Here is a 13,991-nt window from a genome sequence, read left to right on the forward strand (position 1 = left end):
TCCGCCAATCCGCCCGCCCCGGGCACAAACCTCGCACAACCCGAAAGGTACGACCATCATGAACAACAAGACCAAGGGCGCCATCGCCGGAATCGCCGGAATCGCTTTGCTCGCAGGCGGAACGACCTTCGCATTGTGGAACGACTCCGCGAACATCAACGGCGGCCAGATCACCTCCGGTAACCTTGACGTCGCGATCGTTGCACCGGAAGAGGGCACCAGCACCTGGAACGACGTCTCCGCCGACCGCACCGACAACTCCCACGCGATCGACCTGGACACCTTCCGCATCGTCCCGGGCGACACCATCCAGGGCACCTTCAACATCGACGCAGCATTGGAAGGCGACAACCTCGTCGCCAAGCTCGGCCTCATGGCCAAGGGCACCGCTGCCGGCGAGCTGCTGGCCACCGCCGACAAGAAGGGCGTTGCCATCACCTACTCGCTGGTTGACTCCAACGGCGCACCTGTCGCCGGCGCCACCGACATCGCCCTGGGCCAGGAAGCAACCGTCGCATTCGCCTCGGCCGACAACTCCAACAACGTTGCAGCCCTGCCGACCCTCGGCAAGTCCCTGGACGGCACCGCCGACTACAGCGTCGTCGTCACTGCCACCTTCGACAAGACGACCGACGCACGCACCAACACCCAGGCAAGCGCCCTGCTCTCCGGCCTGGGCGTCACCCTGACCCAGGACCGCACCGCGGGCACCGGCGGCGGCTTCTAGCAGCCCGCCGCTTCCCCTCGCGGAAGCACCCGGTGTGTGGGGGAAACACCCGCGTTTCCCCCACACACCATTTCACAGGACTTGCAGGCAAAGGACAGCGACATGACCAGCACCATCGAACGGACGTCGGGCCGCAGAGCCTCCGCGACGCCCCCGAAAGCGTCGGTCGTCTCGGGAATCGTCTCCGGGGCCACCACGGCGCTGGTCGTTCTCGCCTGCCTGCTGGCCATCGCACTGGCCATCGTCCCCCGCCTCATGGGCGGTTCGGCACTCACGGTGCTGACCGGTTCCATGGAGCCCACCTACTCCCCCGGCGACATGGTCGCCGTGAAGGCCGCAAACGCCGACGAGATCCAGGTCGGCGACGTCGTGACGTTCCAGCCGAACTCCGGCGATCCCCTGCTGATCACCCACCGGGTCATTTCCAAGCAGCTGGGCGGCACCCCCGAAGGCACCCTCTTTGTCACCCAGGGCGACGCCAACGACGCGGCCGACGAACCGATCGTCGGCGACCAGATCAAGGGCGTGGTGATGTACCACGTTCCCTACGTCGGGCACGCGGCCATGGCCATCGGCGAGCACCGCCAATTCGTCCTCGTCGCCGCGGCAACCGCACTCATCGCCTATGGCGCCTTCATGTTCATCCGCCCCTCGTCCGCCGGAAAACGCGGGCGTCGTACCCAGGAGCAGCAGTGAAATCCGCAACCAAGCTCGCGCTGGCGGGGGGCGTCATCGCCCTCGGCATCGCCTCCGGAGCCACGACCTACTCGCTGTGGAGCGACCCGGCGGCCATCGCCGGCGGCACCATCACCTCCGGCAACCTGAAGCTGGATCCGTCCGGCACGACCACCTGGACCGAGACGTCCCCGGACGTCCCGCGGACCACCCACGCCGGCACGGCCATCGATCCGGCCACGTTCCTTGCCACGCCAGGGGACACCTTCCGCATCACGCAGGCATTCACCTCCATCCTTGAGGGCGAGAACATGCTGGGCAAGATCGCCGTCGGCTGGGACCAGCCCCAGGCACTCCCGGCAGGCGTCACCGCCACATACATCCTGAAGGCACCGGGAACCTCGACGGCGCCGCGCCCGCTGGGCACCGCTGTTTCGGTCCCTGACCTGCCCGCGGGCACCGCCACCTGGACCGTGCAGATCGACCTGGTGTTCGCCGCATCCAAGGCGGACCGCTTCACCAATCCCGCCGAGCTGGCCAAGCTCGGAAACATCGTTGTAGACCTTGACGAGGTCCGGACCGGAGAGGGCTTCACCCAGTGAAACGCACACCGCGCATCAAGCCCGCCCTGCTGATCGGCTCGGCAGCGGCAGCCACCGTCCTGGTCGGCAGCATCGGCGGAGCCACCCTGGCCCTGTGGCACGACGAGGAAACCTTTACCTCGCAGATCCAGACCGGCAAGGTCGCCTTCGCCGTCGGCGCCCCCGGCACCACGCTGGCCCAGTCGGCAACCGCCGCCGGGCAGACCCTGAAGTTCACGTTCGGCAAGACGGAGGCTGCAACGCTGCTGAGCGCCAAGGCCGTGGCCATCCCCCTGCAGGTGGATTCGCTGTCGCAGGGCAACAAGGGCATGCGCTACACCGCCACCCCGCCGACCTTCGCCGACGGCTCGCTCTTCGGCGCGGCCAAGACCGAACTGGTCCGCGTGGAATCGCCGGCACAGTGCACCGTGGCCCTCAAGCCGGAGTCCCCCTCGACGAAGCCGGCCAGCTACTACACCCGCACCCCGGTGAGCTCCGACTACTCGGCTTCGTCCGTGCCGACCTCCGAGTACTGGTGTCTCGTCGCAACCCTGGACAAGGCACCCGGCACCGGCACATACACCAACGAGGTAACGGTCGAGGCCACCCCCGATGCGGGCGGTGCGAAGGTCACCGACGAGGACCAGTGGTGGGCGAACGTAACCTCGGTCGCCGATGCCACCAAGGAACCGGACCACACCGTCGGATTCACTTTCGAGACCTTCAGGCCAGGTAAATGATGCGCACCACACCCCTGTTCACCCGTAGCGCCGCCGCACTCTCCGCGTTCGGCGTGGCGGTCCTTGCCTTCACCGCTCCGGCTTCCGCTGCCACCGCGGCTCCCACCGCGCAGGGCAAGGACGTCATAGCGCTCTCCTGGGACGGCACGGACTACACCACCGTCATCGGCGGTTCCTTCGTGGGCGTGCCGGTCTCGGTTCCCGGCGATTCGGCCGAGCGGACCCTGATGGTGCGCAACGACGGACCCTCGGGCGGCACGCTGCGCGCCTCGATCGTCAACGTCAAGATCCTCGACCCCGAGGCCGTGGATGCCCGGGACCTGGGCCATGGCCCGGAGGACCAGGGCAACTTCTACGACGACCTGCGCCTGGGCTGGAACGGCGGAAGCTCGAGCTTCACGGACCTCGCCTCACGCGCCGAGACAAAGATCTACGACGTCGACGTTGCCAAGGGCCAGACGGTCCCGATCACCATCGACTACCGATTCCCGATCGAGGCAACCAGCGGCAACAAGGCGAACGTCGCCCCGCGCGAGGCGTCCTTCGACGTCCGGCTGACGCTTTCCGGCGATACCGAGCTGCCGGGCGAGGAAACCACGGCCCCTCCGACGGATCCGGAGGTCTCCCCTCCCACGGAGGACCCTGAGCCCACCGAGAGCCACCCGGGCCAGGAAACGGACTCCCCCGAATCGGATCCAACCGAGAGCCACCCCGGATCGCTCGAGCCAGGCAAAAAGCCCCCGCTTGCGGAAACCGGCGCCGACATCTGGGTGGCAGTGGCCACGGGGCTGGGCCTTGTTGGGCTCGGCTGGCTGTTTGCAGCACGCGGCCGCCGCAAGGCCAGGCACGCAAACTAGCCCAACGAAAAACTTGGGCGGATCCCTTGTCCGTCCTGCTCCAAAGGCAACGCACGGCGTCCCACAACGCCGTCCGTTGCCTTTGTTGTACCCGCCGTGTTTGCACGCCCGGGTTCGCAAGCCCCGGGTTGCCCGCCGGTGATCGCCGGAACACGGCAAGAGCGGGTGTGCACCCGCTTCCCCGTTCGGAGGAAGGGGTGCACACCCGCTCTGTCGTTGAACCCATGCGTGGTCCAAGCTTCTTGCCGTTCGGCCTTCCTGGCGGCGCAACCGCTACAGGTCGGCGAGGGCCCCCGCAGGGTTCTCGATGGCGTCGGCCACGAAGCGCAGGAAGCCGGCTGCCACGCCGCCGTCGCAGACGCGGTGGTCGAACGCCAGCGTCAGCTCGGTGACCTTGCGGACCGCAAGCTCCCCGTTGACGACCCAGGGCTTGTCGATGATGCGCCCGACGCCCAGGATGGCGACCTCCGGGTAGTTGATGATGGCGGCCGAGCCGTCAACACCGAAGACCCCGTAGTTGTTCAGCGTGAAGGTGCCGCTGGTCAGCTCCGCCACTGTGGCCTTGCCCGCGCGGGTGACCTCGGTGAGACGCGCCAGTTCCGCGTTGATGCCGCGCGCGCTGAGCTGCTGTGCGTTGCGGATCGCCGGGACCATCAGGCCGCGGTCGGTCTGCGCGGCGATGCCGAGGTTGATGCCCTCGAACCCGACGATCTCCGACTCGCCCTGCGCGTTGGACTCGATGCGGCTGTTCAGCTCCGGGTACTTTTGCAGGCCGGCCACGACGAACCGCGCGATGAACGCGAGCAAGCCGGGGGTGTTGGCCGGGTCCTTGGCCTTGAGCGCGGCGCGCATCTCCAGCAGCGCCGTGGCGTCGACGTCCACCCAGACCGTGGCCTCGGGGATTTCGCTGCGCGAGCGCGTCATCGCCGAGGCGATGGTCTTGCGTACCCCGGAGATCGGGGTGCGAGAGGACACTTCCAGGCCGGAGCGGGCATCGAGCTCGCCGGTGGCGGCGCTTGCGGCACGAGCTGCCGGGGCGGCGGGCTGCGCGACGGGAACGGCCGCGGGGGCCGGTGCCGCAACTGCGGCCGCCGGGGCCGCGGAAGCTGCCTCCACGTCGCTGCGCAGGATCAACCCGCCGATGCCGGAACCGGCGAGCGTGGCGATGTCGACGCCGCGTTCCCGGGCCAGCTTGCGGACCAGCGGGGAGATCACCAGCGGGGCGCGCAGCGGCACCGCTGCAGCCGCACGCACCTGGGCGCGCGGGGCGGAGGCCTCCGCGGCGCCGCCGCGCGGGCGGCGCTTGCGGGCCTTGGCGGCAAGCCCCTCCGGGGTGCCGTAGCCGATCAGCACGTTGCCCGAACCCTTGGATTCCGGCTCGGTGGCGCCCGCGCGTTCCTCCTCGCGGTAGGACTGCGCGACCTCGCGCACCGGTTCCGGGGCTGCGGCCGGCTCGGCCTCGCCGCCTTCCTCGAGCACGGAGATCAGCGGGGTGTCCACCTGGATCATTTCCCCGGCGGCGCCGTGCAGCTGGTGCACGGTGCCGGCGTAGGGGCTGGGCACCTCCACCATCGACTTGGCGGTCTCCACCTCGGCGATGGGCTGGTCGATGGCGACGGTGTCGCCCACGGCGACAAGCCACTTCACCAGTTCCGCCTCGGCGAGGCCCTCACCGAGGTCGGGCAGCAGGAATGTCTTCACGCTCATGCCGTTTCCTCCCACTGCAATGCGTCGACGGTGTCAAGGATGCGGTCGACCGAGGGCAGGAAGTACTTCTCCAGCTTCGGTGACGGGAACGGGGTGTCGAAGCCCGTCACGCGCAGCACGGGGGCCGCGAGCGAGTGGAAGCAGCGTTCCTGGATGCGGGCCACGATCTCGCTGGCCACCGACGCGAAGCCCGGGGCCTCGGCGATGACGATCGCGCGGCCGGTCTTGCGGACCGACTCGCAGATCGTCGCATCATCCAGCGGCACGATGGTGCGCACGTCGATGACCTCGAGGTTGCGGCCCTCCAGGGCCGCTGCCTCGGCCGCGGCAAGCGCCGTGGAAACCGAGGGCCCGTAGGCGATCAGCGTGGCGTCGGTGCCGGTCCGGGCGATCGCGGCCTTGCCCTCGGTGGAAGGAACCAGCGCGGTCTCGTGCGCCAGGCGCAGCGCCTCGAGATCCACCTGCTCCTTGGTCCAGTAGAGCTTCTTCGGCTCCATGAAGACCACCGGGTCCGGCGAGTCGATGGCCTCGCGCAGCATCAGGTATGCGTCCTTGACGGTGGCCGGGGTGAAGACCTTCAGGCCCGGGGTGTGCGCGTAGTACGCCTCCGAGGAGTCGCAGTGGTGCTCCACTCCCCCGATGCCGCCGGCGTACGGGATGCGGATGACCATCGGCAGTGGCATCTTGCCCTTGGTGCGGTTGTGCATCTTGGCCACGTGCGAGGCGATCTGTTCGAAGGCCGGGTAGGCGAAGGCGTCGAACTGCATTTCGATGACCGGACGCATGCCGTTCATCGCCATGCCGATCGCCATGCCGACGATGCCGGACTCGGCCAGCGGGGTGTCGAAGCAGCGGGAGGTGCCGAAGCGCTGGGTCAGCCCGTCCGTGATGCGGAAGACGCCGCCGAGCACGCCGACGTCCTCGCCGAACATCAGGACCGAGGCGTCGGATTCCATGGCGTCCGCCAGGGCGGTGTTCAACGCCTTGGCGAAGGTGACGGACTGCAGCCCGGTGTTGGCCGCGCGTGCCGCCTGCGCCGCGGTTTCGGCGCTGACGTTGCCGTTGGCCTCGGATGAGGTGCTGATGGTGGGGCTCACTTGGTGTCCTCCTCGCGGGCGAGTTCGTCGGCGAGCAGGTTGGCCTGCTCGGTCAGTTGCGTGGTGGGGGTCGAGTACACGTGGGCGAACAGCTCCGCCGGGTCCGGGGTGTTTTCCGAGTTCATGCCGTCGCGCAGGGTCTTGGCCACGGCTTCGGCGCTGGCGGTGATGCGCTCCTCGGCCTGCTCGGTGAGCAGCCCGGCATCGACAAGGTAGCTGCGCATGCGGGTCAGCGGGTCCTTCGCGATCCATTCCTGGACCTCGGAATCCTCGCGGTAGCGGGTGGCGTCGTCGGCGTTGGTGTGCGCCTGCATGCGGTAGGTGCGGGCCTCGACAAGCAGCGGGCCGTTGCCCTCGCGGGCCAGGCGCACCGCGCGGCCCAGCACGGAGAGCAGCGCCACCAGGTCGTTGCCGTCGACTCGTTCGCCGGCCATGCCGTAGCCGACGGCCTTGTGGGCCAGCGACGGGGCAACCGACTGCTGCGAGAGCGGGACGGAGATGGCGTACTGGTTGTTCTGCACGAAGAAAATCACCGGCAGGTTGAACACGGCGGCGAAGTTCAGGGCCTCGTGGAAGTCGCCCTCGCTGGTCGCGCCGTCGCCGCACATGGCCAAGACAACGGTGTCCTCGCCGCGCAGTTTGGCCGCGTGCGCCACGCCGACGGCGTGCAACAGCTGGGTGGTCAGCGGGGTGGCCTGGACGGAGACCTTGTACTTCTTGGGGTCGTAGCCACTGTGCCAGTCGCCGCGGAAGCTGGTCATGACCTCCATCGGGGCCACTCCCTTGGCCATCACGGCCACCGAGTCGCGGTACGTCGGGAACATCCAGTCGTCCTCGCCCAGGCACAGGGCAGCTGCCACCTGGCAGGCTTCCTGGCCATGGCTCGAGGGGTAGACGGCCATGCGGCCCTGGCGGACCAGTGCGGAGTTCTGGTCGTTGACGCGGCGTCCGATGACGAGCTGCTCGTAGGCGGCCAACAGCGCGGCCGGGCTCGGCAGCGGGTAGTCGTGGCCCGGCTCGGCACCCTGTTCACCCGTCGGGTGGAGTTTGCCGTTCACGTCGAGCATGTGGATCTCGGTTCGTGCCGGAAGCATGTAGTCCTCGGGGGTGATGCCGAACTTGCTGCTCACCTGCTCGATTGCTTCGCGCGATTCGTTGATGGTCACGGTTCACGCCTTTCTGCCGTTTCGGTGGCATCGACGCCGGCCCGAAGGCTTGACTCGATGCCAATTCTTGCCTCAATTATGTGTTTTGCTACAGAAACGTATCCAGTCTGTTGCGCAATTCTGGAAAACTGAGAATGAGATCGCTAGTATTGTGGACGGATTGCAAGTGTGACCGCCGCTACACGACGGTTCATGGACAAAGCGGATAGAGGCATTTGATGGAGACTCCCCCGGTTCGACTCGACGACGTGGACCACCGCATCCTCGAAGAGCTGACCAAGGACGGCCGCCAGTCGGTCACCACCGTTGCCCAGAAGGTCCATGTCTCGCGCGCACACGCCTATTCTCGTATCAACCGCCTCCAGGAAGAAGGGGTCATCACCCGCTACACCGCGGTGATCGACCCGCTGCGTGCAGGCCTGCGAGCCAGTGCCTACGTGACCCTGAAACTGCGCCAGCACTCCTGGCGCGAGTTGCGCGAACGACTGGCCCTCATGCCGGAGGTTCACCACATCGGGCTGGTTGGCGGCAACTTCGACGTCATCCTCCTGGTTCGCGCGAGGGACAACGTCGACCTGCGCCGGGTCATCTTCGAGCAGATCCAGGCCATGCCGGGCGTCCTGGATACCCAGACATTCCTGATCTTCGAGGATGTTGATACTCGCTAATCACCAGGCAGAGTCATAGGCTAATCCCAATGACTCACCAGGGGTCTCCAGCGCAGGGAGCGGCATCATGGATCGGCTGTCGACGGAGACCGAGACATCCGATTCCGCTGCGGGGTTGCCGAGTCTCCTGCGGCGGCGTCCGGGGTTCCGCGCCCTGATGGTCTCGATTGCCTTCGGCGCCATCAGCTCGGGCATCCTGAATGTGGCAGACGACCTGGTTGCCATTTACGCGCTCAGCGCCAATGCCACCCAGATCGGCATGCTCAACGCCGCGGGCTCCCTCGCGTTCCTGTTCCTGGCCGTTCCCGCCGGGATCCTGCTGGATCGACTCAACCGGATCAGGGCCATGATGTGGGCCCAGGCCACCGCCGGGCTGGCGATCCTGTCCGTCCCCGCCTGCTGGGCACTTCAGGTCCTCAGCTACCCGCAACTGCTGGCGGTCTCGTTCCTGGTCGGCGTGGCCGGCATGGTCTGGGGCATGGGCGCAGGATCCGCGCTGCCCGGCATCGTTGGGCGCGACCTCGTTGCTGCGGCTTTCGCACGCAAGGAAACAGTGGATGCCTCGGTGGGCATCATGTCCCCGGGCCTGGCCGGGGTCCTGGTTGCCCTGGTCTCCGCACCATTCACACTTCTGGCAGCCGGAGCGGCAAGTTTCATGGCGGCAGGTTCTTTGCTCCTGGGCTTCGGGAAACCGAAGACCACCGACAACCGGCCCACCGAGCCCAAGGAACGGATTTCCTTCAAGGTTTCCTTCACCGAGGGGCTCCATTTCACACTCAAGAACCGCACGATCCGTTCACTGACGGCATCGTCGTCGGTCACCAACATGGGGCTCGCCATGGGCGCAGCGCTGGAGACCCTGTACTTCGTCAAGGTACTGGGGTTCACCCCGCATGCCATCGGGCTCGTCATCTCGACCATTGCCGTGGGCGGCCTGCTCGGGTCCCTGCTGGTTCCGGGAATGGTGGGTCGCCTGGGCGAGCGCAGGGTTCTGTTCCTGTCCGTCGGCTGCCTCCCGCTGGCCGTCGCCATCGTGCCACTCGCGGCCGGCTTCCCGGCTGCTTCCCTGGCGATGGTCGTTGCCCATTCGGTGCTCTACAACGCGCTCATGGTCGCCTACAACGCGACGGCCTATGGTTTGCTGGCGCGCTTCACACCCGAGGACATGATGGGCCGCCAACAGGGGTTCCGACTAGTCTTCACGATGGGTCCGGTTCCGGTGATGGGAATCGTTGGCGGCATCCTGGGCGACCGGCTCGGCTTGCAGCCTGCACTGTGGATCTGGGTGGGAATCACGGCATGCGCGGCACTTCCGCTGGCCACCTTGCTCAAGGGACCCGGCAGGGACACCGCACCGCCAAACCTCAAGTCTCCGGCACGTCCCACCGGATAGGGAAGCGCCACGGTCGCGGTCGGGACATCGGCCACTGCGGGACTCCGTTCGCCGGTTCTATGCGGACCGCCCGCGGACTTCGGACGGCCTGGCGATTCGAGGTGCCGCGCGCCTGCGGCGGTAGTTGGCGAGATCAATGAACGATCGGGCAACCGTTGCCAAAAGCAATCCGGTGAACAAGGCATTCGCAAATGCGTACTGTGCGGCGAATGCCAGGACCAAGGCCGGCAGGATCCCGCCGACCAAGAGAATCCCCTGTCCCGGCGTGGTCCTACCGCGGTAGGCAACGCCTAAGGACCACGCATCACGCTGGTCGCTCTCTTGCGATCGGCCGCGCAGGATGATGTGGCTTGACACCGCCATTGACACACAGATAGCCACGGTCGTCCAGATCATGGGCGCAACGATCCCGCGACCCGGCTCCCACTCATGCAACGACGACGTTGTTGCGGCAACGAGTGTTGAGTAGAGGAACAGCCCACCGGACGCGATGAGGCCCGTGGTCCAGGCAAACTTCTCACTGGTGGTCATCTAACCCTCGCTTTGTCGGAAGCTTCAAGTCACGAGCCTACGAGGCGACCGGCCGGCTGTATAGAGCACGACGTCGCGACCCGCTCGGAGCAATGAAAACGCGCCGCCGCCGTCGGCTTGGGCCAACGGCGGCGGCGCATCGATTCCGGCCTTCGGGAATCGCTAGCCCTTGAACACCGGCTTGCGCTTTTCTTGGAAGGCCAGGAAGCCTTCGGCGTAGTCCTCGGTGGCGCACAGGTCGGCCTGCGCCTGGTTCTCGTTGGCCATGGATTCCCACAGCCCCAGGCGGGTGTCGCGGATCTCGGCGACAAGCTCCTTCGAGGCACGGAACGCCTCGGTGGCACCGGTGGCAACCTTGGCGACGATGGCCCGGGTGTTCTCCAGCAGGTCCTCGGCCGGCATCGAGCGCGAGAAGAGGCCCGAACGCACGGCCTCGGCACCGCTGACCAGCTCGGCGGTGTAGATCATGTCCAGCGTGCGGTGGGTGCCGAGTCGCTCGGTGAACAGCCAGTGCCCGCCCGAGTCGAGGGTGGCACCCAGGTTGGCGAAGGGCGAACCGATCTTCGCGTTGTCCGCGACATAGACGACGTCGGTGGCGATGGCCAGGCCGAGTCCGACGCCGAGGCAGGCGCCCTGGACCGCGGCGAACGTCGGCGCCGGGAAGGAAGACATCTTGGCCAACAGCGGCTGGACCTTCCCGCCCAGGTATCCGATGACGTCGTCATCGGCCGGGGTGACACCGGAGATGTCGCGGCCGGCGCAGAACCCGCGGCCTTCCCCGCGCAGCAAGAGCGCGCGGACCTCGCCGGTTTCGACGCCCTCCGCGGCCTTGTCGTAGGCGGCCTCGAGTTCGGCCAACGCCGCCTCGTCGAGCGCGTTCATCTTCTGCGGGGCGTTGAGCACGATTTCTGCCACGCCGCCGGAAATGCTTAGGTCAATCATCCGGTCCTCATTTCGTGTCGGTACGGGCGAAGGGTCTGCCCACGTCCGTGGACAGACCCTTCCCGGTCTTCAGTTGTTGCTAGGCGTCGTAGTCGACAAGCACGTTGTCGCTGGTCGGACGGGACTGGCAGGTGAGGATGTAGCCCTTCTCCACCTCGTCCGGCTCCAACGCGTAGTTCTCGTCCATCTCGACGGTGCCGGTCACGACCTTGGCGCGGCAGGTGCCGCACACGCCGCCGGCGCACGCGAAGGGGACATCCGGGCGGACGCGCAGTGCCGCGTTCAGGATGGTCTCACGGGCGGTGGCCGGGCTCTTGACCTCGCCCTGCAGGCCGTCGAGCTTGAAGGAGATCTCGAAGTTCTTCCCGCCGTCATCGACAACCACGGGACGACCGATGTTGCCTTCGGGGCGGTTGGGCTCGCCGGTGGTGAACAGCTCGAAGCGGACCTTTTCCGCGGCAACGCCCTGGGCCGACAGGTTGTCGCGTACCATCTGCACGAGTTCGAACGGGCCGCAGAGGAACCACTCGTCCACCGAGGCAGTGCGGATCACCGTGCTGAGCATGGTCTGCAGCTTTTCGGAGTCGATGCGGCCGGAGAGCAGCGGCGAGATGCGCTGTTCGCGGCTGAGCACGTGGTGCAGTGCGAAGCGTGCCGGGTACCGGTCCTTGAGGTCGGCCAGTTCCTCGAGGAACATGACGTCCATGGCGGCCTTGTTCGCGTAGATCAGGTCGAAGCGCGTGTTCTCGTTCGCGGCGAGCACCGTGCGGGCGATGGCCATGACCGGGGTGATCCCCGAGCCGGCTGCCACCGCGACGAAGTTGTTCTCGTTGTCGGTGTCGATGGACTCCGGGTCGTTCATCCCCGTCATCTTGTGCTTGGAAATGAAGGCACCCGCAGGGCTCATCACGTCAATGACGTCGCCCTCCGACAGGGATTCGTTGGCCCAGGTGGAGAAGATCCCGCCGAGGTCGCGCTTGATGGCCACACGGATCTCGCCGCGTACCGGTGCGGCGCAGATCGAGTAGCTGCGGCGCAGCTCGAAGGGGTTGCCGTCGGCGTCGGGCAGTTCCTTGCGCAGGGCGACGTACTGGCCCGAGACGTAGTCGAACTGGTCGGCCAGGTCTTCGGGGACTTCGAACGTGACCTCAATGGCGTCGGCGGTCAGCCGGCGCACCTCGGCGACCCGCAGGGAATGGAATGCGGCGCGGCGTCGGGTGGTTTCGGGCGTGGCAGCGGTTTCTGTCATGAGAGCACCTTGAAGTAATCAAACGGTTCCAGGCAATCCCTGCAGGAGTAGAACGCCTTGCAGGAGGTGGAACCAAAACGGGAAAGTTCTTTGGTATTGAGCGAGTGGCACCGCGGGCACTTGACCGACATGCCCAGGGTGACGGTACCGCGGTGGCCCTTGCCGGTGGGCGGCGCGATGCCGTACTCCTCGAGTTTGGCCTTGCCGGATTCGGTCATCCAGTCGGTGGTCCAGGCCGGGGAAAGCACCAGGTCCACCGAGACCTTGTCGAATCCCTCCTCGCGGAAGGCGATGCCAAGGTCCTCGGTGATTGCATCCATGGCCGGGCACCCCGAGTAGGTCGGGGTGATCGTCACGTGCACGGTGCCTTCGGTGTCTACTTGCACCGAGCGCAGAATCCCGAGGTCCTCGATGGTGAGAACGGGAATCTCGGGATCCGTGACCCGGGCGGCGATTTCGAGCAACTGCTCGGTGGAAACAGACACTGTCAGTCAGCCTCTTTCTTTACCAGGTGGCGCCGGGGTGCTTGCGCGCCAGCACCTGCATCTCGGCGAGGATGAAGCCCATGTGTTCGCTGGGTTCGCCCTGGCGGCCGAAGCTCATCGCGGAACCGGTCTTCGGGATTTCCAAGCCGGCGTCGGCGAGCACTGCGGTGATCTCCTCGTCCCACGCCGCACGCAGCGTCGACGGGCGAACTCCGGCGTCTCCGAGCACGTCGTAGAGCGGTTCGTCCTTGAACATCTCGTCGACGTATGGCCAGAGAATCTCCAGGGCGTGGCGCATCTTGGCAGCCGATTCCTCGGTGCCGAGGCCCAGGCGAAGGGTCCACTGGATGGCGTGGTCGCGGTGGTAGTCGACTTCCTTGACGGCCTTGGCGCAGATCGCCGCAATGGTCTCGTCCGAGGACTCCAGCAGCCGGGTGTACAGCAGGTGCTGGAAGATCGAAACAATCAGCTGGCGCACGATGGTCGTGCCGAAATGCCCGTTCGGCTGCTGCACGATGTGCAGTGCCGTGAATTCCTCTTCCTCGCGGAAGTAGGCGAGGTCGTCCTCGGTCTTGTCCCAGGCCAGTGCGGCGTAGGAAAGGAAGGAACGGGCATGGCCCAGCTGGTCCAGGGCGATGTTGCCCAGCGCGATGTCTTCCTCGAGCTCGGGGCCGCGGGAAATCCAGTGCGACAGGCGCTGCGCCAGGATCAGGGCGTCGTCACCCAGGCGAAGCGCGTACTGCGCAACCTCTTCGCTCGGGGCCGCCTGCTGGATGGCGATGTCCTCCGGGCGCAGTGCGTTGCCCGGGGTGACGCGGGTTGCCGAGGCGCTTGCGTCGCCGAAGCTGTCCAGGGAGTGGTCGATGTCGTGTGCGCTCACAGGTGCTTCACGCCTTCGCTCTTGGTGTAGTAGGTCGCGTGGCGGTAGTCCTTGCCCTGCGGGGACTCGAAGAACTGGCCCTTGGCATCCGGGTCGGAGGCGATGATGTCGGCCGAGTTCACGATCCACAGCGACACGCCCTCGTTGCGGCGGGTGTACAGGTCGCGTGCGTTGCGCAGCGCCATTTCGGCGTCCGGGGCGTGCAAGGAACCGGCGTGCACGTGCGAGAGGCCTCGCGAGGAACGGACGAATACTTCCCAAAGCGGCCAGGCGCTGTTGTTTTCACTCATTGT

Annotated in this window: 16 protein-coding genes; 7 read left to right on the plus strand and 9 right to left on the minus strand. The window is 66.7% G+C overall.

The window, feature by feature from the left end; all coding sequences use genetic code 11:
* The first annotated feature begins 58 nt into the window (after positions 1–58).
* The 5 genes from ACSYDW_RS12240 (at position 59) to ACSYDW_RS12260 (ending at position 3,580) form a co-directional block, all read left to right on the plus strand.
* Positions 59–727, plus strand: coding sequence for an alternate-type signal peptide domain-containing protein (locus tag ACSYDW_RS12240; RefSeq protein ID WP_438339001.1), 669 nt, complete (start codon positions 59–61; stop codon positions 725–727).
* Between the two features lie 102 nt (positions 728–829).
* On the plus strand, positions 830–1,423 hold the full coding sequence (locus ACSYDW_RS12245) for a signal peptidase I (RefSeq protein WP_438339002.1): 594 nt from the start codon (positions 830–832) through the stop codon (positions 1,421–1,423).
* Complete coding sequence (locus ACSYDW_RS12250) at positions 1,420–2,004, plus strand: alternate-type signal peptide domain-containing protein (protein WP_438339003.1); 585 nt, start codon at positions 1,420–1,422, stop codon at positions 2,002–2,004. The genes ACSYDW_RS12245 and ACSYDW_RS12250 overlap by 4 nt, the downstream gene beginning before the upstream one ends.
* On the plus strand, positions 2,001–2,723 hold the full coding sequence (locus ACSYDW_RS12255) for a SipW-dependent-type signal peptide-containing protein (protein ID WP_438339004.1): 723 nt from the start codon (positions 2,001–2,003) through the stop codon (positions 2,721–2,723). Before ACSYDW_RS12250 ends, ACSYDW_RS12255 begins: the two co-directional genes overlap by 4 nt.
* Entirely contained in the window at positions 2,720–3,580 is an 861-nt protein-coding gene (locus tag ACSYDW_RS12260; RefSeq protein ID WP_438339005.1) for a hypothetical protein, read from the plus strand. Before ACSYDW_RS12255 ends, ACSYDW_RS12260 begins: the two co-directional genes overlap by 4 nt.
* Positions 3,581–3,853: 273 nt before the next feature.
* On the opposite strand, the gene ACSYDW_RS12265 is transcribed toward ACSYDW_RS12260, so the two are convergent.
* The 3 genes from ACSYDW_RS12265 to pdhA are packed head-to-tail and all read right to left on the minus strand — an operon-like array spanning position 3,854 to position 7,550.
* Positions 3,854–5,287, minus strand: a complete 1,434-nt coding sequence (locus tag ACSYDW_RS12265; protein WP_438339006.1) for a dihydrolipoamide acetyltransferase family protein — start codon at positions 5,285–5,287, stop codon at positions 3,854–3,856.
* A complete protein-coding gene (locus ACSYDW_RS12270) occupies positions 5,284–6,384 on the minus strand; it encodes an alpha-ketoacid dehydrogenase subunit beta (RefSeq protein ID WP_438339007.1) in 1,101 nt (366 codons plus the stop codon). Before ACSYDW_RS12270 ends, ACSYDW_RS12265 begins: the two co-directional genes overlap by 4 nt.
* Positions 6,381–7,550: a pyruvate dehydrogenase (acetyl-transferring) E1 component subunit alpha gene (pdhA, locus tag ACSYDW_RS12275; protein WP_438339008.1), complete on the minus strand. Its 1,170-nt coding sequence runs from the start codon at positions 7,548–7,550 to the stop codon at positions 6,381–6,383. Before pdhA ends, ACSYDW_RS12270 begins: the two co-directional genes overlap by 4 nt.
* Before the next feature lie 218 nt (positions 7,551–7,768).
* Here pdhA and ACSYDW_RS12280 point away from each other — a divergent pair, with 218 nt between their 5' ends.
* Positions 7,769–8,218 carry an Lrp/AsnC family transcriptional regulator gene (locus ACSYDW_RS12280; RefSeq protein WP_438339009.1) on the plus strand — a complete coding sequence of 150 codons (450 nt, stop codon included), beginning with the start codon at positions 7,769–7,771 and terminating at the stop codon, positions 8,216–8,218.
* 67 nt (positions 8,219–8,285) lie between these two features.
* Positions 8,286–9,611: an MFS transporter gene (locus ACSYDW_RS12285; RefSeq protein WP_438339010.1), complete on the plus strand. Its 1,326-nt coding sequence runs from the start codon at positions 8,286–8,288 to the stop codon at positions 9,609–9,611.
* Between the two features lie 57 nt (positions 9,612–9,668).
* Here ACSYDW_RS12285 and ACSYDW_RS12290 read toward each other — a convergent pair whose 3' ends face one another.
* The 6 genes from ACSYDW_RS12290 to paaB form a co-directional block, all read right to left on the minus strand.
* Complete coding sequence (locus tag ACSYDW_RS12290) at positions 9,669–10,142, minus strand: hypothetical protein (protein WP_438339011.1); 474 nt, start codon at positions 10,140–10,142, stop codon at positions 9,669–9,671.
* Between the two features lie 162 nt (positions 10,143–10,304).
* A complete protein-coding gene (locus ACSYDW_RS12295; RefSeq protein WP_438339012.1) occupies positions 10,305–11,084 on the minus strand; it encodes an enoyl-CoA hydratase/isomerase family protein in 780 nt (259 codons plus the stop codon).
* Positions 11,085–11,163: 79 nt separating this feature from the next.
* A complete protein-coding gene (paaE, locus tag ACSYDW_RS12300; RefSeq protein WP_438339013.1) occupies positions 11,164–12,333 on the minus strand; it encodes a 1,2-phenylacetyl-CoA epoxidase subunit PaaE in 1,170 nt (389 codons plus the stop codon).
* Positions 12,330–12,818 carry a 1,2-phenylacetyl-CoA epoxidase subunit PaaD gene (gene paaD / locus ACSYDW_RS12305; protein WP_438339014.1) on the minus strand — a complete coding sequence of 163 codons (489 nt, stop codon included), beginning with the start codon at positions 12,816–12,818 and terminating at the stop codon, positions 12,330–12,332. Before paaD ends, paaE begins: the two co-directional genes overlap by 4 nt.
* Positions 12,819–12,837: 19 nt before the next feature.
* Positions 12,838–13,698, minus strand: a complete 861-nt coding sequence (gene paaC, locus ACSYDW_RS12310; protein ID WP_438339015.1) for a 1,2-phenylacetyl-CoA epoxidase subunit PaaC — start codon at positions 13,696–13,698, stop codon at positions 12,838–12,840.
* Complete coding sequence (gene paaB / locus ACSYDW_RS12315; RefSeq protein ID WP_438339016.1) at positions 13,695–13,988, minus strand: 1,2-phenylacetyl-CoA epoxidase subunit PaaB; 294 nt, start codon at positions 13,986–13,988, stop codon at positions 13,695–13,697. The genes paaC and paaB overlap by 4 nt, the downstream gene beginning before the upstream one ends.
* Between the last annotated feature and the right edge of the window lie 3 nt (positions 13,989–13,991).

This window comes from Paeniglutamicibacter selenitireducens, from assembly GCF_051550675.1.
GTDB lineage: Bacteria > Actinomycetota > Actinomycetes > Actinomycetales > Micrococcaceae > Paeniglutamicibacter.

Bases quoted from the DNA above. Each gene is read 5' to 3' on its own strand.
- ACSYDW_RS12240 (WP_438339001.1), top strand. From the start codon at position 59: ATGAACAACAAGACCAAGGGCGCCATCGCCGGAATCGCCGGAATCGCT.
- ACSYDW_RS12245 (WP_438339002.1), top strand. From the start codon at position 830: ATGACCAGCACCATCGAACGGACGTCGGGCCGCAGAGCCTCCGCGACG.
- ACSYDW_RS12260 (WP_438339005.1), top strand. From the start codon at position 2,720: ATGATGCGCACCACACCCCTGTTCACCCGTAGCGCCGCCGCACTCTCC.
- ACSYDW_RS12265 (WP_438339006.1), bottom strand. From the start codon at position 5,287: ATGAGCGTGAAGACATTCCTGCTGCCCGACCTCGGTGAGGGCCTCGCC.
- ACSYDW_RS12280 (WP_438339009.1), top strand. From the start codon at position 7,769: ATGGAGACTCCCCCGGTTCGACTCGACGACGTGGACCACCGCATCCTC.
- ACSYDW_RS12285 (WP_438339010.1), top strand. From the start codon at position 8,286: ATGGATCGGCTGTCGACGGAGACCGAGACATCCGATTCCGCTGCGGGG.
- ACSYDW_RS12290 (WP_438339011.1), bottom strand. From the start codon at position 10,142: ATGACCACCAGTGAGAAGTTTGCCTGGACCACGGGCCTCATCGCGTCC.
- ACSYDW_RS12295 (WP_438339012.1), bottom strand. From the start codon at position 11,084: ATGATTGACCTAAGCATTTCCGGCGGCGTGGCAGAAATCGTGCTCAAC.
- paaE (WP_438339013.1), bottom strand. From the start codon at position 12,333: ATGACAGAAACCGCTGCCACGCCCGAAACCACCCGACGCCGCGCCGCA.
- paaB (WP_438339016.1), bottom strand. From the start codon at position 13,988: ATGAGTGAAAACAACAGCGCCTGGCCGCTTTGGGAAGTATTCGTCCGT.